The following is a 23,082-nucleotide window of genomic DNA, read 5'->3' on the forward strand; positions in this document are numbered from 1 at the left end:
CTCACTCGGACGGCCCACCCGGCCCCCTCCCGCCGTGTCCAACCCCCGCGATCAGAAACGGACATCCGCGTCAGGTCTTGACAGAAGCCTGCCGGGATTACAGCCTATGGCAACGTTGTCATGCGGACCCGAGCCGGCCCGCGCGCTCCGTTGAGCCGCCCACCTGGGATTGGACCCACGCACATGCCAAAACAGTCTCACCCCTCACGTCGAACGGTCGTCGCCACCGGTTCGACCCTGCTCGCCGGCTTCGGGCTGGGGGTCGCGCTCCCGGGGAGCAGCTTCGCGGCCGAGCCCAAGAAAGGGCCGGGCAAGCCGACTTCACCCGGCGAGCTGGCCGCGTACCGGCCGATCCAGGTCTCCTCCACGGACTACGCGGCCACCCCCGGTGAGTTCGCCGTGGACAAGCTCGGCTCGGTCGGGGTGAAGGGCTCCGGGTGGCGGGCCGCCGCCGGCGACCCGCAGTGGATCTCGGTCGACCTGCAGGCCGACTGCGAGGTCGACTCCGTCCGCCTCACCTTCGAAGCCACCGTCAACGACCCGCCCTTCGTCCCCTCCACCAGCGGCAACCCCTGGGACAGCACCACCGGCAAGGAGATCCTCTCCAGCTGCGCGGTGGACTTCGTCGTCGAGACCTCCCGCGACCAGCGCTCCTGGACCAGCGTGTACCGGACCACCTCAGGCACCGGCGGCGTCGTCGACATCACGCTCGACAAGCCGGTCACCGCCCGCTGGGTCCGGCTGACCGTCCGCAAGCGGTCGAACACCAACCCGCTGGGCCTCAACGGCTTCGAGGTCTACGGCACCGCCCGCGGCCACCGCCCGGACGCCACCGGCTGGACCGACTGGGGCACGCACCACCACACCGCCCCGGACCTCAAGACCGCCGCCGACGGCACCGTGCCGCTGGAGTCCGGCTGGACGCTGACCATGGACGACTGGGCGGGCGGCGAGGGCGCCGACCTGTCCAAGCCCACCGTGGACACCAGCGGCTGGCTCCCCGCGACCGTCCCCGGCACCGTACTGACCTCACTGGTGGACCAGGGCAAGCTGCCCGACCCGGTCACCGGAATGAACAACCTGCACATACCGGAGGCGCTGTCGCGCCACTCCTGGTGGTACAAGCGGGACTTCCGCCTGCCGCACGGCCTCGCCACCGGTTCCGGCCGCCACATCTGGCTGGAGTTCGACGGGGTCAACCACCAGGCCGACATCTGGCTCAACGGTCAGCAGGTCGGCGGTCTGACCTACCCCTTCGCCCGCTCCGCGCACGACATCACCAAGCTGCTGACCGGCGGCGAGCAGGCGCTCGCGGTGAAGATCACCCCGATGCCGATCCCCGGCACCCCCGGCGACAAGGGCCCCGAGGGCCTGTCGTTCGTCGACGCCGGCGCCAACATCATGAACCTCAACTCGCCCACGTACCTTGCCGCTTCCGGCTGGGACTGGATGCCCGCGGTGCGCGACCGCGTCTCCGGCATCTGGAACCACGTGCGGCTGCGCTCCACCGGCCACGCGGTGATCGGCGACCCCCGGGTGGACACCAGCCTCCCGAAGCTGCCGGACACCAGCAGCGCCGAGCTGACCATCGTGGTGCCGGTGCGCAACGCGGACACCGCCGACCACAAGGTCACCGTCTCCGCCGCCTTCGACGCGGTGCAGGTCTCGCAGACCGTCACCGTGCCGGCCGGCACCAGCGTCGAGGTGACCTTCGCCCCGGACGCGTACACCAAGCTCAAGCTCCGCAACCCCAGGCTGTGGTGGCCCAACGGCTACGGCAGCCCGGACCTGCACGACCTGACGCTGACCGCCACGGTGGACGGACGGCAGAGCGACCGGCGCGAAACCCGGTTCGGCATCCGCCAGTTCGGCTACGAGTACGACACCCCGCTGCCGTTCACCAGCGGCAGCGACGCGTACACCCAGTCGGTGGACCTGGGCGCGCGGCAGGCGCAGTACGTGCGGATCAAGTGCCTCACCAGGGCGACCGGGTGGGGGTCCTCGCTGTGGACCCTGTCGGTCTTCGACAGCTCGGCGCCCGACACCGACCTGGCTCTGCACAAGACGGCGACCGCCTCTTCCACCGACGAGTCCGACCACGGGCCGGAGAACGCCACCGACGGCAACCCGGACACCCGGTGGTCCTCGTCCTTCGACGACGACCAGTACATCCAGGTGGACCTGGGCGCGCCGGTCTCCTTCGACCGGGTCGACCTCACCTGGGAGCAGGCGTACGCGCAGACGTACATCGTCCAGGTCTCGGCCGACGGTTCGGCCTGGACCGATGCGAAGGCGGTCGACAACACCGCGGTCCCGCTGCCCTTCAACAGCGGCGACGCCAGCTTGCAGACCGAGGACTTCACCGCCCGGACCGCGCGCTATGTGCGGATCAACGGCGGCGCCCGGGCGACCAGTTGGGGTAACTCGCTGTGGAGCCTCGCGGTGATCGACAGCTCCTTGCCCAGCACCGACCTGGCGCTGCACAAGACGGTCAGCGCCTCCACCGAGGACCCGTCGAACCCGGCGAAGAACGCCACCGACGGCAACCCGGGCTCGCGCTGGTCCTCGGAGTACCTGGACAACCAGTGGATCCAGGTCGACCTGGGCTCCGCCCAGACCTTCGACCGGGTCGTCATCGTGTGGGAGGCGGCGTTCCCGAAGACGTACACCATCCAGGTCTCCGACGACGGGAAGAGCTGGACCGACGTGAAGAGCGTCGACAACACGCCGGTCCCGCTGAAGATCAGCGTCAACGGCGTGCGGGTCTTCGCCCGCGGCGGCAACTGGGGCTGGGACGAACTGCTGCGCCGGATGCCGCTGGAGCGGATGGACGCGGCGGTGCGGATGCACCGCGACATGAACTTCACGATGATCCGCAACTGGGTGGCCTCCAGCAACCGTGAGGAGTTCTTCGCCAAGTGCGACGAGCACGGTCTGCTGGTGTGGAACGACTTCCCCAACGCGTGGGGCATGGACCCGCCGGACCACCAGGCGTACAACGACATCGCCGCGGACACCGTGCTGCGCTACCGCATCCACCCGAGCGTCGTGGTCTGGTGCGGCGCCAACGAGGGCAATCCGCCGGCCGCCATCGACAACGGCATGCGCACCGCCGTGCAGTCGCAGGCCCCCGGCATCCTCTACCAGAACAACTCGGCCGGCGGCATCATCACCGGCGGTGGCCCGTACGGCTGGGTCGAGCCGTCCCGTTACTACGACCCGACCACCTTCGGCAGCGGCAGCTTCGGCTTCCACACCGAGATCGGCATGCCGGTGGTCTCGACCGCCGAGAGCATGCGCAACCTCGTCGGCGACGAACCGGAGTGGCCGGTCGGCGGGGCCTGGTACTACCACGACTGGAGCACCAGGGGGAATCAGGCGCCGCAGAACTACCAGGCCGCCATCGAGGCCCGGCTGGACAGCGCCACCGGGCTCGACGACTTCGCCCGCAAGGCGCAGTTCGTCAACTACGAGAACACCCGGGCGATGTTCGAGGCGTGGAACGCCAACCTCTGGGACGACGCCAGCGGTCTGATGCTGTGGATGTCCCACCCGGCGTGGCACAGCACGGTCTGGCAGACGTACGACTACGACTTCGACGTCAACGGCACCTATTACGGGGCCCGCAAGGCGTGCGAGGCCGTGCACGTCCAGGCCGACCCGGACAACTGGCAGGTCATCGCGGTCAACCACACCCCGCAGGCGCTTCGGGGCGTCACCGTGACCGCGCGGGCGTACGACCTGAACGGCAAGCAGCTCGGCGCCACCCGGCAGCAGAAGCTCGACGTCGCCTCCTCGGACACCACGCAGGCGTTCACCGCCGGCTGGACGAACGGCCTGCCGGACTTCCACCTGCTGCGGCTGAGCCTGGCCGACAGCCGGGGACATGTCCTGTCGGAGAACACCTACTGGCGCTACCGCGACACGGCGGCCATGAAGGCGCTCAACAAGGCCAGGCAGGTGAAGGTCGCGGCCTCCGCCGGCCGGGTGACCCGGTCGGGTGAGCGCAGCGCTCTGACGGCAACGGTCACCAACCGGGGCTCGGCGGTCGCGGCGATGGTCCGGCTGTCGCTGCTGGACGAGCGCAGCGGCGAGAGGGTGCTGCCGACGCTGTACGGCGACAACTACCTCTGGCTGCTGCCGGGCGAGTCCCGGTCCGTCACGCTCTCCTGGCCCACCGGCGCGCTGCGTTCGGGCCGGCCCGCCCTGCGGGTCGAGGGGTACAACGTGCCGCGTACCGTGGCACGGGGCTGACCGCCCCCCAGAAACGGCGCCGGTCCTGCTGGAGGGGCCGGCGCCTTCTGCTGCCCGCGCGCGGGGACTTGGTCCGGACCTTGACGTGTCCACTGCATTGACCTTACGGTCCTCGGTCAAGGCTTCACAACCGCGTCCGACGTTCATGGACATGAATCGCGGTGTGGAGATCGCCGACCGGAAGGCAATCCCCCCATGCATTTCGGAATCATCCCGAGGGTCCTCGGACTCTCCGCCGCGCTGGGCGGTGTGGTGGCCGCGGTACTGATGGCGCCCGCCTCCGCCAGTCCCGCCCCGGCGCCCGCACCCGCGCCCGTCAAAGCCGCCGCGGCCGCCGCCGTCGCCCCCTCACCCGCCGTCTTCACCCACCCCGGGGTGAACCTCAACACCGCCCAGCTCGACTTCGTCCGCAGCAAGGTCCAGGCGGCAGCGCAGCCGTGGAAGGCCGCGTACGACCAGATGATGGCCAGCTCGTACGCCTCCTTGTCCCGTACCCCCAAACCGCGCGCCACCGTCGAGTGCGGGCCCACCTCCAACCCCAACTACGGGTGCACCGACGAGCGGGAGGACGCCATAGCGGCGTACACCGACGCGCTGGCCTGGTACATCAACCGTGACGACCGCTACGCCCAGAAGTCGATCCAGCTGATGGACGCCTGGTCCGCCACGATCCAGAACCACACCAACGACAACGCGCCGCTGCAGACCGGCTGGGCCGGCTCCTCGTGGCCCAAGGCCGCCGAGATCATCAAGACCGTGCACGGCAACTGGGCCAACAGCGGCCGGTTCGCCACCATGCTGCGCACCGTCTACCTGCCGCTGGTCGTCAACGGCTCGAACCGCACCGGCAACTGGGACCTGACGATGCTGGAGGCGGCGGTCAGCATCTCCGTCTTCCTCGACGACCACGCCAGCTACGACACCGCCATCGGGCACTACCTGGAGCGCGTGCCGGCCTTCGTCTACCTGTCGTCCGACGGCGCGCTGCCCAAGACCGTGCCCAGCCAGCACCTCACCACCCGCGACCAGATCGTCAGCTTCTGGTTCGGAGCGAGCACCTTCACCACCGGCATCACCCAGGAGACCTGCCGGGACTTCACCCACACCGGTTACGGCATCTCGTCCATCTCGCACGTCCTGGAGACCGCCCGCATCCAGGGCCAGGACCTCTACCCCCAGGTCGGTGAGCGGCTGCGGCAGGCGCTGGGCTTCCAGTCCAAGTACGAACTCGGCGCGACCGTGCCGTCCAGCGTGTGCGGCGGCACCGTCAAACGCGGCCTCGGGCCCATCACCGAGGTCGGCTTCAACTACCTCAACACGCTGCACGGCGTCGCCATGACCAACACCCAGGCGCTCACCGAGCAGCAGCGGCCCGCCGGGTCGAACAACCTCTTCGTGGCCTGGGAGACCCTCACCAACGCCCAGAACCCGAACTGACCGGGGCAGGCCACCCGCGGACCGGGGCGTCGTGTTTCGCCCCGGTCCGCGCACCCGATTAACGTGTCGGCGTATGGAACGAGTGCTGGACCCGCTGTCGGACGTGTTCGCGGCGCTGAGCGTCCGCACCGGATCCCTGTCCGGGCTCGACGCGGCCGGCCCCTGGGCGCTGCGGTTCGGCGTGCACGAGCACATCAAGATCGGCGCCCTGCTCAGTGGCTCCGCCCGGCTGGGCGCGGACGGCGGCCCCACCGTACGGCTGGCAGCCGGCGACTGCTTCCTGCTCGCCGCACAGGACCACTTCGAGATGTCCAGCGACGAGCCGGGCGTCCCGATGGCCGACGGGGACCAGGTCTTCGGCGCCTCCACGACCCGGATCGTCCGGCTGGACGAGGCCGGGGCGGCCACCGGGCAGGAGCGCACCCTGGTCATCGGCGGCAGCGTCCACTTCCTGGACGCCACCGTGGCCCGGCTGCTCGACGGACTGCCGCCGGTCACCGCGATCCGGGCCGGCACCGGCCCGGCCCGGGCCATCCAGCCGCTGCTGCGGCTCTGCCTCGACGAGGTGGACGCGACCCGGCTCGGCACCCCGGTGATGATCGGACGGCTCACCGAGATGCTCTTCATCCAGGCGATGCGCGCCCTGGTCGAGCAGGACCCGGAGGGAACACCGCTGCGCGGCTGGCTGGGCGCCCTGGCCGACGGGCAGGTCGGCGCCGCCCTGCTGCTGATGCACCGCGCCCCGGAGCACCGCTGGACGGTCGCCGCGCTCGGCGGCGCGGTCGGGATGTCCCGGGCCGGCTTCGCCGCCCGGTTCAAGCAGCTGGTCGGGCTGCCGCCGCTGGAGTACCTGCAGCGCTGGCGGGTGCTGACGGCCGGCCGCGAGCTGCTGGCCGGCGACCGCACGGTGGCGTCGGTGGCCACCGAGTGGGGCTACTCCTCGGAGGCGGCGTTCAGTGCGGCCTTCAAGCGGATCACCGGGGTGTCGCCCGGCCGCTACCGCGCCGATCCGCTGGCGGCGGCGCCCCCGCTGCGCAGGGCCGGCGGCCACTCCGCGTCCTTCCTGCCGCATCCGCCGCTCGACCCGCCCCACCCGCCCCAGACGATGCCGCAAGTTCCGTAGACGGACGATCATGGCCGGGCCGTGCGGCCCGGCCGTAGCGTCGACAGCAGCGGTACGACGGCCGGCCGGCCGTCCGCCGTGGCCCGGCGCACCTTCCGGGCCCGGTACGAAGGAAGGCAGAACATGCAGTACGACCAGCTCGGCGCCACCGGTGCCTTCGTCTCGCGGATCGCGCTGGGCACGATGACGTTCGGCGGGGCCGGCACGCCCCCGTGGAACGTCATCGGCGGCCTGGACGAGAAAGCCGCCGACGAGATCGTGGGCATCGCCCTCGACGGCGGCGTCAACCTGGTGGACACCGCCGACATGTACGCCGGCGGCGAGTGCGAGGAGATCCTCGGCCGGGTGCTCGGGCCGCGCCGCCGGGACGTGGTCCTGGCCACCAAGCTCTTCGTCCGGATGGGCAAGGGACCCAACCAGGTCGGGCTCTCCCGGCTGTGGGTCACCCAGGCGCTGGAGGACAGCCTGCGGCGGCTGCGCACCGACCACATCGACCTGTACCAGATCCACAGCTTCGACCCGCTGACCCCGGTCGAGGAGACGCTCGGCGCCCTCGACGACGCGGTCCGGCAGGGCAAGATCCGCTACATCGGCGCGTCCAACCTGGCGGCCTGGCAGATGGCGAAGTACCTCGGCGCCTCCGACCTCGGCGGGCTGAGCCGCTTCGTGTCCCAGCAGGTCTACTACTCGCTGGCCGGCCGCGACATCGAGCGGGAGATCCTGCCGCTGGCGGTCGACCGCAAGCTGGCCACGCTCGTCTACAGCCCGCTGGCCGGCGGTTTCCTCACCGGCAAGTTCGACCGCGACGGCAGCAGCGACGAGCAGTCCCGCCGCGCCCAGGCGAACAACCCGCCGGTCGACCCGGACCGCGCCTACGACATCGTCGACGCGCTGCGTGCGGTCGCCGAACGGCACGGCGTGGGCGTCCCCCGGGTGGCCATCGCCTGGGTGCTCGCCCAGCCCGGTGTCACCAGCGCGATCGTCGGCGCCCGCCGCCCGGGGCAGCTCACCGAGACGCTGGCCGCCGCCGACCTGGAGCTCACCGCGGAGGACCTCAGGGAGCTCGACGAGGCCGGCGCCCTGCCTCCCTCCTACCCCGGCTATGTGCAGAGCGCGCCCAGCAACCGCCTCCCGCTCCAGGGCTGACACCCTCCCGCCCCCGCCGGCCGCCCGCACCCTGTCATCCGTCAGGAGCGCCGGCCGGCCCTCCCTCAGTACGGCTGCCACGACTGGTCAGGCCAGGGAGAGTCCCACCCGCGGCGGCTCGCTGCCGCGGGCTTACGCCCGAGCGGCCGGCGCGCGGGCCCGCGTCCGCTCCGGGAAAGGGGTGAAGCCCGCCGGTGAGCACCTGACGGGCGACGATGCCGAAGGCCCAGATGTCCGCGGTGGGGCGGACCGCCGCCCCCCGGCTGCCGGTGCGGGCCCGTCCACCGCTCCGGTCCGCTCCGGGCCGCGGAGCGGGAGTTGCGCCGGGTTCTGTTCGAACCGTTGCGCCGCCCCGGGCGAGCTGCGACACTTCCGGACGCTAAGCCACTGTTTCGAACATATAACCACAGCTCGCCTGGTGGTTCCTGGCTGTTCATGAGCGACAGCAGTGTTCACGATCTCTCCCGCACCTGACGTGGAGGCAGGAATGGCTCTTCACCGCACCGGCCGCTGGATGCTCCAGCGCTGCCTGGCTGCCGGCGTCACCCTCGCCCTGGCCATCGGACTGGGCACCGGCATCGGGTCCGCCGCGGGGGCGGCACCTCCGACGGCGGTGAGCGGTACGGCCGCCCGGCAGAGCGGCGCGCACCAGCCGGCGGCGCACTCGGTCACCTACGACGGCTACTCCTTCAAGGTCGACGGGAAGCGTACCTATCTGTGGTCCGGGGAGTTCCACTACTACCGGCTGCCCAGCCAGGACCTGTGGCTCGACGTCCTGCAGAAGATGAAGGCGGCCGGCTTCAACGCGGTCTCGCTCTACTTCGACTGGGGCTACCACTCGCCGGCGCCCGGGGTATACGACTTCACCGGTGTGCGGGACGTGGACAAGCTGCTGGACATGGCCGACCGGCTCGGCATCTACGTGATCGCCCGCCCCGGCCCGTACATCAACGCCGAGGTGGACGGCGGCGGCTTCCCCGGCTGGCTCTCCACCAAGGCGGGCAACACCCGTACCGGCGACCCGGAGTACCTGAAGTACAGCGACGAGTGGCAGCGGCAGATCGACCGCATCATCGCCCGCCACCAGCTCACCAACGGCACCGGCTCGGTGATCGAGTACCAGGTCGAGAACGAGTACTACAACGGCGACGCGGCCGGCCGCGCGTACATGCGGCACCTGGAGGACCGGGCCACCGCCGACGGCATCACGGTGCCGCTGGTCGGCAACAACAACGGCACCTTCAACTCCGGTGACGGGGCCCTGGACGTGGACGCCGCCGACTCCTACCCGCAGGGCTTCAACTGCAGCAACCCCGCGAAGTGGAACGGCGTGCCGGACATCAGCTACGACCATGTCGCCGGAAAGCCGCTGGCCACCGCCGAGTTCCAGGGCGGCGCCTTCGACCCCTGGGGTGGTCCCGGCTACGACAAGTGCGCGCAGCTGATCAACGACCAGTTCGCCGACGTCTTCTACAAGCAGAACATCGCGGTCGGCGCGACCTCGCAGAGCTTCTACATGACCTACGGCGGCACCAACTGGGGCTGGCTCGGCATGCCGGAGAACTACACCTCGTACGACTACGGCGCCGCGATCCGGGAGACCCGGCAGCTGGACCCGAAGTACGACCAGGACAAGCTGATCGGCTACTTCACCCAGGCGGTCGCCCCGCTCACCAAGACCGACGCGCTGCCGACGGTGGCCACCGACAACCCGAAGATCGTCGACACCGCACGCCGCAACCCCGACACCGGAACGCAGTTCCACGTCCTGCGGCACAGCGACTCCACCGCGACGAGCACCGACAGCGCCCATCTGACGATCGACCTCGGCGCCCACCCCGGTTACACCTACGACGACCCGGACCCGGCGGTCACCTACACCGGCACCTGGTCGCACGTCGGGGCGGAGCAGAACTACACCGGCGGGGACTACCAGCACACCGAGTCCTTCTCCGACGCCGCCGGTGACAGCGCGAGCGTCGACTTCACCGGCACCGGTGTGAAGTGGATCAGCAACCTCGACGGCAACCACGGCACCGCCGACGTCTACCTCGACGGCGCCAAGGTCAAGACCGTCGACCTCTACAGCGCCACCAAGCAGAACCAGTACGTGGCCTATCAGGCGAGCGGGCTCGCCGCAGGACCGCACACGCTGAAGATCGTGGCGACCGGCACCAAGGCCGCCGCCTCGGCCGGCACCTTCGTCACCATCGACGCGATCGACATCGCCACCGGCTCCCCCTCGACCGCGCCGGTCTACACCGTCCCGCAGCAGCCCGGCACCGGCATCACGCTGAACGGCCGCAGCTCCAAGATCATCGTCGCCGACTACAACCTCGGCGGCAACCAACTGCAGTACTCCACCTCGGAGATCATGACCAACGCCACCATCGCCGGCCGCGACGTCGCGGTGCTCTACGGCGACCACGGCTCCGACGGCGAGACCGTCCTGAACTACAAGACCCGTCCCACCGTCACCACCACCGGCGGCACGGTCGCCTCCACCTGGGACCCGGCCACCGGCGACCTGCGGCTCAACTACAGCCACACCGGCCTGACCCGGGTCCAGATCAGCGGCGGCGCTCACCCGCTCCTGCTGCTGCTCGCCGACACCGACACCGCCAAGACCTTCTGGCGGGCCGACACATCGGCCGGCCCGGTGATCGTGCGCGGCACCCATCTGCTGCGCGGCGCACAGAGCCACGGCCGCTCCCTGGAGCTGACCGGCGACAACGGTACCGACTCCGCGATCGAGGTGTTCAGCGGCGCCACCTCCGTCAGCTGGAACGGCTCAAGCGTCCGCACCAAGCCGACGCCGACCGGCAGCCGTACCGGGTCCATCGCCACCGCGGCGGCCATCTCCCTTCCCGCGCTGACCGACTGGAAGCACACCGAGGAGTCCCCGGAGGCACAGCCCGGCTTCGACGACTCGGGCTGGCAGGTGGCCGACAAGACCACCACCAACAGCACCACCACACCCGGCACCCTTCCGGTGCTCTTCGCCGACGACTACGGCTTCCACACCGGAAGCACCTGGTACCGGGGCAGGTTCACCGGCACCGGCAAGGAGACCGGCATCACCGTCTCCGCGCAGAGCGGCGGCGGCGCAGCGGCCTCCTCGGTCTGGCTCAACGGCACCTTCCTCGGCAGCGCCACCGCCGACGGAGCGAAGACCTACACCTTCCCGCCCGGCACCCTCAAGAACGGCGCGGACAACATCGTCTCGGTGCTCACCGTGAACATGGGCCACGAGGAGGACTACAACGAGTCCAACGGCAACAAGGCGGCCCGCGGGCTGACCAGTGCCACCCTCGTCGGCAACCCGCTCACCTCGATCACCTGGCGGCTGCAGGGCGCCCGCGGCGGCGAGCAGCCCGTCGACACCGTGCGCGGACCGCTCAACACCGGTGGCCTGTACGGCGAACGGGCCGGCTACATGCTGCCTGGCTACCCCACCAAGGGATGGCAGAACGTCAAGCTGCCGGCCACCGACACCACCCCCGGCGTCTCCTGGTACACCACCGACGTCAGCCTGAGACTGCCCAAGGGGCAGGACACCTCGCTCGGCCTCACCATCACCGACGACCCGTCCCGCAAGTACCGCGCCGAGATCTACGTCAACGGCTGGGACATGGGCAACTACGTCAACTACCTCGGCCCGCAGCACAGTTTCCCGGTGCCGAACGGCATCCTCGACCCGCACGGCAAGAACACCATCGCCATCGCGGTGTGGAACCTCGACGGCAGCACCGGCGGACTCGGCCAGGTCGCGCTGACCGACTACGGCAGCTACGCCTCGTCGCTCACCGTCGGCCAGAACCGCAGCCCGGGCTACGACCGTCTCCGGTACGCGATGCCGGCCGCCCCGAAGTCCTCGCTCAACCTGAAGGTGCCCGGTTCTGTCGCCGCCGGGCAGCGGTTCACCGCCACCGCGACGGTCGCCGTACCGCAGGGCGGGCCCACCGCCCAGAACGTCACCGCGGCACTGAAGGCACCGGCCGGCTGGACCGTCAGTCCGCACTCCACCCCGCCCGTGGTCCGGGAGATCCGCGGCGGCAGGTCGGCGACCTACAGCTGGTCGGTCACCGCACCGGCCACCCTCGCGCAGGTGAACACCCTCACCGCGACGGCGAAGTTCACCCAGGACCACCGCTCCGCCACCGCCTCCGACGAACGGGTGACCGGCACCATTCCCGCGCCGCCGGCCGCCGGAACCGATCAGGTCAGTGATCTGCCGTTCCTCTCCTCGACCAACGGATGGGGACCCGTCGAGCGCGACCAGAGTGTCGGCAACACCTCGCCGAACGACGGCACTCCGCTCAAGCTCGGCGGCACCGTCTACGCCAAGGGGCTGGGCACCAACTCGCCCAGCGACGTGCAGATCTACCTGGGCGCGCAGTGCAGCAGGTTCACCGCCACGGTCGGCGTCGACAACGGCGACCCGGGCACCGTGACCTTCTCCGTCGCACTCGACGGCACGGTGCTCACCACCACACCCACCCTCAACGGAAAGTCACAGCCGGCCGTCATCGACGTACCCGTGACCGGGGGACAGGTGCTCGACCTGGTCGTCGGCGACGGCGGCGACGGCAATGGGAACGACCACGGCGACTGGGTGAACCCGACCCTGACCTGCGGCACGCCCTGATCCTCGCGTCCCGGCGGACGGCCTGGACGACGGCCTGGACGACGGCCTGGACGACGGCCCGGACAACGGCCCGGCCCGCGGCGGTGGTTTCGCCGCGGGCCGGGCTTTTCCGTCCACCGACCGGAGCCGCAAACGTCCGATCTATTGACGTGCTCCTGCCCCGCGGACAAGACTGCCCACCGCGGAACTGACAACGATGTCAGCGGACTTAATTGACACCGCGCGCCCACGGTCGGGACGGACCGGGTCCGCGGCGAGAGGAAAGGTCCAAGGTGTTGCGACACAGCGGCAGATGGAGCAGATTCGGCGTCCTGGCCACGGTGCTGGCCGCAGGGGCGGTGATGGTGACCCCCGCGGCGGCCGGCGCCGCACCGGACCACGGCCCCGGCGGCCGGACCGCGCTGGTGGCGGATCCGACCGGGTACGTCGACCCCTTCATCGGCACCCAGAAAGGCGTGGACTGGGAGAACACCTTCCCCGGGGTCACCGCGCCGTTCGGCATGATGCAGTTCAGCCCCGACACCGCGTCCGGCCCCACCGGTTACTCCTACGGTGACGACGCCATCAAGGGCTTCAGCCTCGACCACTTCTCCGGCGGCTGCTCGTCCTTCGGCGACATCCCGATCCTGCCGGTCACCGGCGCCGTCGGGACCGACCCGGCCGGGCGCACCGAACACTTCTCGCACGACGACGAGCAGGCCGCGCCCGGCTCGTACGACGTGAAGCTGGCCGACTCCGGGGTGCAGGTGGACCTCGGCGCCACCGCCAGGACCGGGATCGCCTCCTTCCGGTACCCGGCCGGCAGCCAGGCGCAGGTGCTGGTGAAGTCGGGCACCAGCCTCGGCGGTGACCTGGCCGCCGAGGTGCACGTCGTCAACGACCACGAACTCGCCGGCACCACCACCCCGCACGGGCTCTGCAACAACAGCCAGTACACGATGTACTTCGACATCACCTTCGACCGGCCGTTCACCGCCCACGGCACCTGGCAGGGCGGCGCCGTCACCCCCGGCTCGTCCGCCGCCACCGGCGCCGGCTCGGGCGCCTACCTGACCTTCGACACCTCCGCGCGGACCACGGTCACCGCCAAGGTCGGCATGTCGTACGTCAGTACCGGCGGCGCGGCCAGGAACCTGGCCGCCGAGATCCCGGGCTGGAACGTCGGCCACGTACAGCGGCAGACCCGCGACGCATGGCGCGACGTGCTGCGCAGGGTCGGTGTCGGCGGTGGCACGGACACCGAACTCACCACCTTCTACACCTCGCTGTACCGCTCCTTCCAGTCGCCGAGCGTCTTCAACGACGTGGACGGCCGCTACATCGGCTTCGACAACGTGATCCACACGGTGCCCGCAGGACACACCCAGTACGCGACCTTCTCCGACTGGGACATCTACCGCTCGCTGGCACCGCTGCAGACCATGATCTATCCGCAGAAGGCCGGTGACATGGCCAACTCGCTGCTGCGCGACGCCCAGCAGCAGGGCGGCTGGTGGCCGAAGTGGCCCTCGCAGAACATGACCGGCAATGTGATGAACGGTGACAACGGCGTACCGCTCTTCGCCCAGTACGTCGCCTATGGCGCGACCGGCGTGGACGTCCGCGCGGCGCTGCCCATCATGAAGAAGGGCGCCACCCGGTCGCAGAGCGTCGGCTGGGGCTGGACCGAGCGGCCCGGCGTCGAGGACTACGTCCGCCTCGGTTACGCGCCCAACAACGCCACCTCCCAGGGTGACCACGGCCTGCAGGGCGCCTCGGAGACCCTGGAGTGGTCCACCGACGACTTCGCCATCTCCCGGCTCGCCGCTTCCGTCGGCGACCACAGGACCGAGGCCGAGTACGCCGAGCGCGGCAACAACTGGCAGAACATCTACGACCCGAGCACCGGCTACCTGCGCCCGCGCGACGACAACGGCGCCTTCCCGGCAGGACCCGGCTTCCAGACCCCGCCGGCCGGGGCGTTCGGCCAGGACGGCTACGACGAGGGCAACGCGGCCCAGTACAACTGGTCGGTCCAGCAGGACATGGCCGGCCTGATCGCCGCGCTGGGCGGCAAGGAGAAGGCCGCCCAGCGGCTGGACGACTTCTTCAGCCAACTCAACGCGGGCGGCAACGCCCCCTACGACTGGGCCGGCAACGAGATCGACACCACGGCCCCGTGGGCGTACGACTACGCGGGTCAGCCGTGGAAGACCCAGGAGGTCACCCGCCGCTTCGAGACGGAACTGTTCACCACCGCGCCGGACGGCCTGCCCGGCAACGACGACAACGGCGCGCTCTCCTCGGAGTACGTGTGGGCCGCGCTCGGCATGATGCCGGCCACCCCCGGCACCCCGGTGCTCGCGCTCAACAGCCCCCTGTTCAAGCGGGCCGTGATCAGCCTCGGCACCGGCCGCACGATCACCATCGACGCCCCGCGCGCCGCCGGCGACGCGCCCTACGTCACCGGACTGCGCCTGGACGGCCGCCCGTACGAGTCCACCGCGCTGCCGGCCTCCTTCGCCACCCGCGGCGGGGCGCTGGACTTCAGCCTTTCCACCCGCCCCGACACCCACTGGGCCACCGGCGCCGGCGCGGCGCCCCCGTCCTACCGCTCCGGTGAGGTGCCCGCGGTCGGCTACCTCACCCCCACCGGCACCCAGGTGCTCCCCGGCGGCAGCAGCCTGCCGGCCACGGTGGGCGCGTCCACTCTCGCCGGGCACGCCGGGAAGGTCCGCTGGACGGCGGCCTCCGACGTGGCCGGTGTGACGGTGACCCCGTCGTCCGGCACGCTCGACCTCTCCCGCGCGGCCACCGCCACCGCACCGGTCACGGTGCGGGTCGCGGACGGCACCGCGTCCGGCTACCACCCGGTCAAGGTCACCTTCCGCGCCGCGGACGGCCGTACGCTGCCCGGCGGCGCGGTCGTGGTGACCGTACCGGCCGCCGACGGCGCCGCCACCGCCTGCGACACGCTGGGCGCCACCGACACCGAGTGCGGGCTGCGGCTGCGGGACAACGGCGACGGCCACACCGCGGTGGTCACCGCCGGCGGCCGCTCCGGCCGCTCCACCACGGACGGCTCGCCGTACGAGTACTTCGACGTCGACAACACCATCGTGCCCGGCGGCGACTACCGGGCGACCGTGACCATCGACTACTACGACCACGGCACCGGCAGCTGGAGCATGCAGTACGACTCCACCAGCGGCGCCTACAAGCAGTCCCCGTCGGTCGCCAAGACCGGCACCGACACCTGGAAGACGGCCACCTTCACGGTGGACGACGCGGCCTTCCACAACGGTGAGAACGCCGGCACCGACTTCCGGCTCGCCAACAACGGCGACACCGGCACCATCGGCCGGGTGCACGTCTCCGTCACCGGTGACAACGTCCTGGCCCTGCACCTCTGCCCCGACGACAACTGACCGACCCCGGCCCGCCGGCCGCCGGGAGTCCCGCACGGACCCCGGCGGCCGGCGTTCCACGCGGGCCTGCCGCGGCCGCGGCCCGGCTCAGGTCCAGGGCAGCCGGGAGCGGTGGGCCCAGTACTGCGCGGGCGGCTCGGCCAGCCCGGCCAGCGCGTCGAGATCGCCGGGGGTCAGGGTGACGGTGGCGGCCCGCAGGTTCGAGGTGAGCTGCTCGGTGGTCGCCGCGCCGGACAGTACGGTGGCAGGCCACGGCTGGTGCAGGGCGGCGGCCAGCGCGATGGCGTCGTAGGACGCCCCGGTGGACTCGGCGATCGGGGCCAGTGCCCGCTCCAGGTCCTGATCGGGCTGTGCCAGACGCCCGTTGGCCACACCCTCCTTGACGATGATCGCGCAGCCGGCGTCGTACGCCTCGGCCAGCGCCGTGCCGGCCGACGGCTCCAGCGGGTTCCAGGTCGCCTGGACGCTGCGGAAGAGGGGTTCGCCGTCCACCGTGACGGCCAGCGCGGCACGGATCGCCTCGCCCTGCGCGGGTCCGCTCGCCGAGAGCCCGACGGTCACGCCCTCGGCGGCCAGCGCGGCCAGCCGGCGGTGCAGCACCTCGTCGGTGAGCGCCGGGCTCTCCGGGGTCACCGAGTGCACCTGGTAGATGTCGAGATGGTCGCCGAGCAGCTGCCGGGTCTCGGCGAGCTGACGGTCGTACGCGGCGACGGAGTGGTCCTTCACCTCGTGCACCTCGGCGTCGACCCGCCAGTCACCGGTGTAGGTGTAGCCCCACTTGCTGGAGACGATCACCCCGCCGCGGTCGCCGTCGGCGGCCAGCCACTCGGCGAGGAATTCCTCGGAGCGGCCGTAGGAGCGGGCCGCGTCGAAGTGGCGGACGCCGTGGGCGTAGGCGTCGTCGAGCAGGTCGTGCACCCGCCGTCGCATCGCGTCCACCCCGCGGCCGGGCGGCAGGTCGCGGTCGCGGCCCAGCGTGATGTAGCCGGGCCGGCCGACGGCGGCCAGACCGAGCCCGATCCTGCGGTCGGCGGGGGCGGGGTGCGGTCGTCCTGGCACGGGTGGCTCCCTGCGGTGAGCGGCGCGGACGTCCGTCCGTGGGCGTCCGCGTGATCACGGTAGTCCGGCCGGCGACCGCCGTGGCGACCGGCCCGGGGAGGTCACCCGAGTGGGCGTCCGTGAGGGTCCCGAGCCCACCATCAAGGTCGCGAGCGTCACCGGCTGGGCGGTCGGCGACACCTTAACCGTCGGCACCGGGCCGAGCCAGGAGACCGGCACCGTGGCAGCCGTCGGCACCGCGGGCACGGGCGGCACCGGAATCACCCTCACCAAGGCGCTCGGCCGCGCCCACCTCGCCGGGGCGACCGCCGTCGACCAGGGCACCGGCCTCACCCTGACCGCGGGCCTGCACCACGCCCAGGCGCAGGGCGCGGCCGTGGCCACCGTGGTGCCGGCCGGCACCACGGCCCTCCCGGTGGCGGGCAGCAGCGGGATCAGGGCCGGCGACACCCTCTTCGTCGACGCGGGCGCCAACCTCGTGCCCGACCAGCTCACCGAGACCGTGTCACCGTGGACCTGGCCGGGGCTGCCGGTCACCGGTCCCACGTGGAAAGCTGGGCGCTGCACGCCGCACCACCCGCACAGGAAGCACCCGGGCCGTCGGCTCCGGAGCGCGGCGGATCGCCGCCTCCACGGGCGGCACAACGGACTCCACCGACTCCACCGACGCCACCGCCTCCACCGACCCCACCCGATGGCCCACTAACTCTGCCGAGGACGAACCGTGCCCGTGCGACCGCTGCTCTTCCTGGACGTGGACGGCCCACTGAACCCCTTCGAGGCCCAAGCGGAGAGCGGGCCGGCCGGTTACGTGGCCCACCGGATGCGGCCGGCCGGCTGGGACGACCCCCGGCTCGAACCCCTGCGGGTGTGGCTCAACCCGGATCACGGCGCCGCCCTCACCGCGCTGCCCTTCGATCTGGTGTGGGCCACCACCTGGGGCGCCCAGGCCAACGAGTGGATCGCCCCGCAGATCGGTCTGCCCCCGCTCCCGTACGTACGCTGGGCAGGACCGGTCGGCTACCAGAACGACGGGATGTACTTCAAGACCCGTGACCTCGTCCACTACGCCGCCGGGCGCCCCTTCTCCTGGGTGGACGACGAGATCGGCCCCCCGGACCGCGCGTACGTCGCAGGCCACCACCAAGGCCCCGCACTGCTCCACCGGATCCACCCGGCGGTCGGCCTGCGGACCGAGGACTTCCGGACGCTGCGGGGGTGGGCCGCGGAACTCGGGGCGGCGGCGCGGTAGGCGCCGGCGCGGTGACGTTCTGGGCGGTGGGGCGCGGCGGGGGCCGTGACGGTGACGCGCCGCCAGGGTGGCGACCGGAACCCCGTCACCGTGATGTGCCGTCAGGGTGACGCGCGATCACATCCCCGCGGTCAGCAGGTCGTAGCGGCCCAGCCGCTGCGAGCGGTAGGACCCCGGGTGCGCCGCCAGCCGGCCGAGTTCGTGCCGCAGCACCAGGCCGAGGCGGCGGCAGAACTCCTCCGGTTCCTCCGCCGCGTCCGGCCGCTCCGGGACGATCCGGTCGACGATGCCCGCGGCCAGCAGATCACTCGCCCGTACGCCCTGACGGCGCGCCATCTCGTCGGCCCGCGCGGTGGTCCGGTACACGATCGCCGAGGCCCCCTCCGGCGGCAGCGGGGAGAGCCACGCGTGCTGGGCGGCGATCACCCGGTTCGCCGGCAGCAGCGACAGCGCCGCGCCGCCGGAGCCCTGGCCGAGCAGGATGCTGACCGAGGGCGCGTCCAGCGCCATCAGGTCGGCCAGGCAGCGCGCGATCTCGGCGGCGAGACCGCCCTCCTCGGCGGCGACCGACAGTTCACCGCCCGGGGTGTCGATCACATTCACCAGCGGCATCTGCAACTGCCCGGCCAGTTGCATACCGCGCCGGGCCACCCGCAGCGAGCCGGGGCCCAGCGGATGCCGCTCGCCCCGGCCCCGCCGGTCCTGGCCGAGCACGATGCAGGACGCGTCCTCGAAGCGGGCCAGCGCCAGCGTCACCCCGGGATCCGACTCGCCCTCGCCGGTGCCGTTGAGCGGCATCACATCGGTGGCGGCGTACTCCAGGAACGCCTGTACCCCGGGGCGGCCGGCCGAGCGGGTACGCAGGACGGACTCCCAGGCGTCGACCGGTGCGGGGACCTCGAAGACGGGTTCCGGGGAGGGGGCCGGGGGCCCCGCGGTGAGGATGGTGAGCGCGCGGTCGACGACCTCGGGGAGCCGCCGCGGCGCCACCACACCGTCGATCAGGCCGTGTGCGTACAGGTTCTCGGCGGTCTGGACGCCCTCGGGGAACAGCTCGCCGCCCAGCGCCTCGTAGACCCGCGGCCCCAGGAAGCCGAGCAGCGCCCCGGGCTCGGCGATGGTGAGATGGCCGAGCGAACCCCATGAGGCCAGGACTCCGCCGGTGGTGGGGTGCCGCAGATAGACGAGGTACGGCAAACCGGCCGCCTTGTGCCGGATGACGGCGCCGCAGACCGTCACCATCCGCACGAACGCCGCGGTGCCCTCCTGCATCCGGGTGCCGCCCGAGGCGGGCGCGGCCAGCATCGGGAGGCGCTCGCGGGTCGCCCGCTCGATGGCGGCGGTCAGCCGGGCCGCGGAGGCACGGCCGATCGAGCCGCCCAGGAACCGGAACTCGCAGACGGCGACGGCGACCCGCCGGCCACGGACCCGGCCCTCACCGGTGATCACCGACTCGTCGGTACCGGCCCGGGCTGCGGCGTCCGCCAACTGCCGGGCGTAGCCGTCCTCGGCACCCGCCCGGTCCGGCGGGGTGTCCCACCTGCGGAACGAGCCGTCATCCAGCACGGTCGCGATCAACTCCACCGCACCGGGCCGCGGACGGGGTCCTGCCATCACGATCTCCTGCCGGTCGACTACGGTTCTCCGCCGGGACCCGTGCGTGCCCTGCCGCTGCCGCAGCCCCGGGGCCCCGGGCCCGCCGCGGCCCCTCCCTCCGTACCCCGCCACCCGCGCTCCAACGCGTCCCCGCCCCGCAGGTCACCCCCACGAACCGCCCACCCGGCCCCCGCCCCGGGGCCAGACACCATGTGACCGTTGACCGGCACGGCACACCGCTCGCCGTTTCGGTGACCGGCGGCGACCAGCACGACGTCACCCACCTCCCACCTCATACCGCTGCTGCACGCCGTCCCTCCGGGGAGGCGCTCCCCCCCCGCTCGGTAACCGCGCGACGAGCCGAGGCGGAATGAGCTCATTCTGAGACGATCAGTTGATCCATCGAGGCTGTCTCCCGGACCGCACGGAGCATCGCCGTCAGCACCGGGCCATCAAGAGAGGGCTGCTGCGAACTGATCGTCTCGTAACCCCAGCCCTCGTAGAGCGCCTTCACCTTGCCACCGCCGGCCAACGGGTTCACGAGAAGACTGACCTGCCGTTCGGGCCGCCCGGCGAGCAGTTCGTCATGGATCCGCCGAGCCGTGCCGGTGCCCCGCCACGGCACGCGCAACATGATCTCCTTCAACGCCACCGTCGGGGTGTCCGTGCACCCTTCCGGGACAGGAGTCGTCATCCGCTGCCACCACCGGTCGTCCGGGAGGAGCGTGTTGACGTACGCGTACCCCACGGGTTCGTCACCGTCGAACCCGACGACGGCCTCCCAACCGGGTTCCGATCCATGTCGGGACAGGCGCTCCGCGAACCGCTCCACCGAGTAGTGCGGCATGTGAAGCTGATCGGCCCGGACCTCGGCATAGACCTCGATCAGCACACTCCACACGTCTTCGATGTTCGTGGCATGGCGCAGTTCGATGTCAGGGTGAGTCACTGCGGATCCTTCCGAGAGTCGTGGGCGAACTGGTTCCAGGTCTGAACGAGCGGGCTGCGCGGGGCCATTACCTGCATCGTCGTACCGAAGTCGTCGAGCATCCCGGTGATGCGCGGGTGGTTGGCCGTGGATTCCGAGGGGATCGACATCGCGGTGGTGACGGCCGGTTCGAGATCACCCTGCCCGAGTTGCGCGCGGGCCAGACGCGCCGTGGTGATCGCCCTCGTACGGTGCATCTCCGGCCGCAGCAGCGCCAAAGAGCGGTGTGCGTGTGCTTCGGCATCCGCGTAGCTGCCCAACGCGAGGTGTGCCGCCAGGGCGAGGTTCTCCAACTCCGCCTGATCATAAAACGCGGTGAACCACACAGGGCGGTCCATGCCCGGATCGGCCCTCAGTAACGCGTCCTGCGCGGCCGTGATGGTCTGCCGGACCGCCCGCACGTTACCCGTCAGGCCGTGGATCGCAGCATGCCGCGCGTGCCCGAGGGACGCGAACATCGGGTCACGCCGGGCGATGGGCAGTCCCCGGGCCACATCGTTCGCCGCCAGGGCATCCGTGGGGCGACCGAGATGCCGGTACAGACTTCCCGCGTGGGACCAGATCCGGAACTGGATCGCCTGGTTTCCCGACATCACCGCGAGACTCGACGCTCGGTCGAAGTGCCGCTGCGCACTGTCGAACCGGCGTCCGTCGATCGCCGCCCACATCGCCGAGGACGTGAACAGAGCTGCGCACCCGTACAGCGCTCCCCGCACTCGCTGACTTGCTGACCCCCGCGACTGCAACGACAGGGCCTCGCCCGCGAGCGCTGAGGCCTGCGTCTCGATGGTCAGCCGCCCCCGTAGCGGTGATCGCTCGCAATGACCGTGGCAAACTTTGCGAGGAGCCGTTCCACGTCACTGCTCCCGATGCGTCGTTCGGTCCCGGGAGTCGAGGTGGCAGCAGCCAGGGCTACTCCGGTTGAGGCGTTGATGAAGTTCCGGCGAAGCACAGGGACCTCTCGGGCACTACGGGGTGTGAACCCCATGTCAGTGATAGGGCAACTGAACACCGCCTCTAACGCCTCCCTCTGCCGAGAGTGTGGCCATCGGGTCTTTCCGGCGAGCCAGTGCCGCACCGTACGGTCGCTGACCGTCCCCTCATAGCCCTGACTGCGGAGACGGTTGTTCAGGGCATCGGCAAGTTCCGCCTGGGTGAACCCGGCGCGGACCATCGCACGGATGAGGTCTTGGTTCTCCTCCATTGACTCAACGTAGCGAGACGCCTCCGCAGGTAGTACCGACGCGTCAGAAAATTTCCGGTTGCCCGCATTCCACGCCCGGTGCCTTTGTCCTCCTCCTCCCCACCGGTGGGTCGTTGACTGATGCGTGGTCGCCCTGTCGACCCCCATTTGCCCGGCCGCTTCGAGGATGCGCCATGCCCCCTGACAAATCTCCCGAGCCGATCGAGGTCTTGATGGCCGTCCGGACGATTCCCAACGCGACGGGTGCTCCAGGCTATTCGGTGACGATGCCGTGCAGCATCGAGAACGCCGCCCCCGTCCGCCGGTTCGTCCGGGAGGTTGCCGGCGCCTGGGGCCTGGACGACCTCGCCGATGACACGGCGCTCGTTGTGACGGAACTCGTCGCGAACGCGGCCCAGCACACCAAGAGCCCTCTGATGCGCGTGTCGATCACCCGTCCCGACCCGGACCTCATCCGTGTGGCTGTCACCGACCGGTCCCGTACCTTCCCGACCATGCAGAGCAGCAGCGTCACAGACGAGCGTGGTCGTGGCCTCGCGCTGATCAATGCCCTGACCGAGCGGTGGGGAGCTGAGACCCGGCCTTGGGGGAAACAGGTCTGGGGCGAGCTGAAGGGGAAGACATCCGCGTGAGGAAACGCACCGGGCCGTGAGTCGGTGACCTCGTCCACGACCCCCTCACCGGACAGGACGCGGTCGTCAGCGACGTCAACAGCGACGGAACGCACCTGCTGCGCCAGGTGAGGGGGCCGGGCGAGTGGATCGCGCGGGAGCCGCAGCAGCTCCGCATCATCACCCGCCGCACTGAACGCAGGGATTGGTAACTCCGGTAGCCGCCCGCCCCGCCCCCGGGCGTGGGGCGGGTTTCTGTGCCCCGAGCTCTCACGTGGACAGGTTCGAAGGAGAACGTGGTGCCCGGCGTGGGGCCGCCGTACAGGAGGCCCGGTCGGGTGAACTGCCCACCTCCGC

The 23,082-nt window shown here is 71.2% G+C and carries 14 protein-coding genes; 9 read left to right on the top strand and 5 right to left on the bottom strand.

What is annotated here, in order from left to right; genetic code table 11:
• Positions 1 to 183: 183 nt before the first annotated feature.
• The 6 genes from OG552_RS33265 to OG552_RS33290 all read left to right on the top strand — a co-directional run bounded on the left by OG552_RS33265 (position 184) and on the right by OG552_RS33290 (position 16,015).
• Entirely contained in the window at positions 184 to 4,254 is a 4,071-nt protein-coding gene (locus OG552_RS33265; RefSeq protein WP_329139372.1) for a discoidin domain-containing protein, read from the top strand.
• A 195-nt stretch (positions 4,255 to 4,449) separates the two neighbouring features.
• Complete coding sequence (locus OG552_RS33270; RefSeq protein ID WP_329139374.1) at positions 4,450 to 5,691, top strand: alginate lyase family protein; 1,242 nt, start codon at positions 4,450 to 4,452, stop codon at positions 5,689 to 5,691.
• A gap of 73 nt (positions 5,692 to 5,764) precedes the next feature.
• The gene (locus OG552_RS33275; RefSeq protein ID WP_329139376.1) at positions 5,765 to 6,814 is read left to right on the top strand and encodes an AraC family transcriptional regulator; all 1,050 of its coding nucleotides are present in this window, start codon (positions 5,765 to 5,767) and stop codon (positions 6,812 to 6,814) included.
• 123 nt (positions 6,815 to 6,937) lie between these two features.
• Complete coding sequence (locus tag OG552_RS33280; protein ID WP_329139378.1) at positions 6,938 to 7,960, top strand: aldo/keto reductase; 1,023 nt, start codon at positions 6,938 to 6,940, stop codon at positions 7,958 to 7,960.
• 487 nt (positions 7,961 to 8,447) lie between these two features.
• A complete protein-coding gene (locus OG552_RS33285; RefSeq protein ID WP_329139380.1) occupies positions 8,448 to 12,608 on the top strand; it encodes a beta-galactosidase in 4,161 nt (1,386 codons plus the stop codon).
• 272 nt (positions 12,609 to 12,880) lie between these two features.
• Positions 12,881 to 16,015 carry a GH92 family glycosyl hydrolase gene (locus OG552_RS33290; protein ID WP_329139382.1) on the top strand — a complete coding sequence of 1,045 codons (3,135 nt, stop codon included), beginning with the start codon at positions 12,881 to 12,883 and terminating at the stop codon, positions 16,013 to 16,015.
• An 87-nt stretch (positions 16,016 to 16,102) separates the two neighbouring features.
• On the opposite strand, the gene OG552_RS33295 is transcribed toward OG552_RS33290, so the two are convergent.
• Entirely contained in the window at positions 16,103 to 17,074 is a 972-nt protein-coding gene (locus OG552_RS33295) for an aldo/keto reductase (protein ID WP_329139384.1), read from the bottom strand.
• A gap of 109 nt (positions 17,075 to 17,183) precedes the next feature.
• On the opposite strand from OG552_RS33295, the gene OG552_RS33300 reads away from it, so the two are divergent.
• A complete protein-coding gene (locus OG552_RS33300; protein WP_329139386.1) occupies positions 17,184 to 17,780 on the top strand; it encodes a hypothetical protein in 597 nt (198 codons plus the stop codon).
• Between the two features lie 24 nt (positions 17,781 to 17,804).
• Positions 17,805 to 18,326, top strand: coding sequence for a hypothetical protein (locus tag OG552_RS33305; RefSeq protein WP_329141329.1), 522 nt, complete (start codon positions 17,805 to 17,807; stop codon positions 18,324 to 18,326).
• Between the two features lie 117 nt (positions 18,327 to 18,443).
• Here OG552_RS33305 and OG552_RS33310 read toward each other — a convergent pair whose 3' ends face one another.
• The 4 genes from OG552_RS33310 to OG552_RS33330 form a co-directional block, all read right to left on the bottom strand.
• Positions 18,444 to 19,940: a carboxyl transferase domain-containing protein gene (locus tag OG552_RS33310; protein ID WP_329139388.1), complete on the bottom strand. Its 1,497-nt coding sequence runs from the start codon at positions 19,938 to 19,940 to the stop codon at positions 18,444 to 18,446.
• A 358-nt stretch (positions 19,941 to 20,298) separates the two neighbouring features.
• Positions 20,299 to 20,871 (bottom strand): GNAT family N-acetyltransferase, encoded by a 573-nt coding sequence (locus OG552_RS33320; protein ID WP_329139390.1) that lies wholly within the window; start codon positions 20,869 to 20,871, stop codon positions 20,299 to 20,301.
• Positions 20,868 to 21,578, bottom strand: a complete 711-nt coding sequence (locus tag OG552_RS33325) for a hypothetical protein (protein WP_329139392.1) — start codon at positions 21,576 to 21,578, stop codon at positions 20,868 to 20,870. Before OG552_RS33325 ends, OG552_RS33320 begins: the two co-directional genes overlap by 4 nt.
• A 122-nt stretch (positions 21,579 to 21,700) precedes the next feature.
• A complete protein-coding gene (locus OG552_RS33330; protein WP_329139394.1) occupies positions 21,701 to 22,114 on the bottom strand; it encodes a hypothetical protein in 414 nt (137 codons plus the stop codon).
• Between the two features lie 173 nt (positions 22,115 to 22,287).
• Between OG552_RS33330 and OG552_RS33335 the strand changes: the two genes are divergently transcribed.
• Positions 22,288 to 22,746, top strand: coding sequence for an ATP-binding protein (locus OG552_RS33335; RefSeq protein WP_329139397.1), 459 nt, complete (start codon positions 22,288 to 22,290; stop codon positions 22,744 to 22,746).
• Positions 22,747 to 23,082 lie beyond the last annotated feature (336 nt).

Source organism: Streptomyces sp. NBC_01476 (assembly GCF_036227265.1).
GTDB lineage: Bacteria > Actinomycetota > Actinomycetes > Streptomycetales > Streptomycetaceae > Actinacidiphila.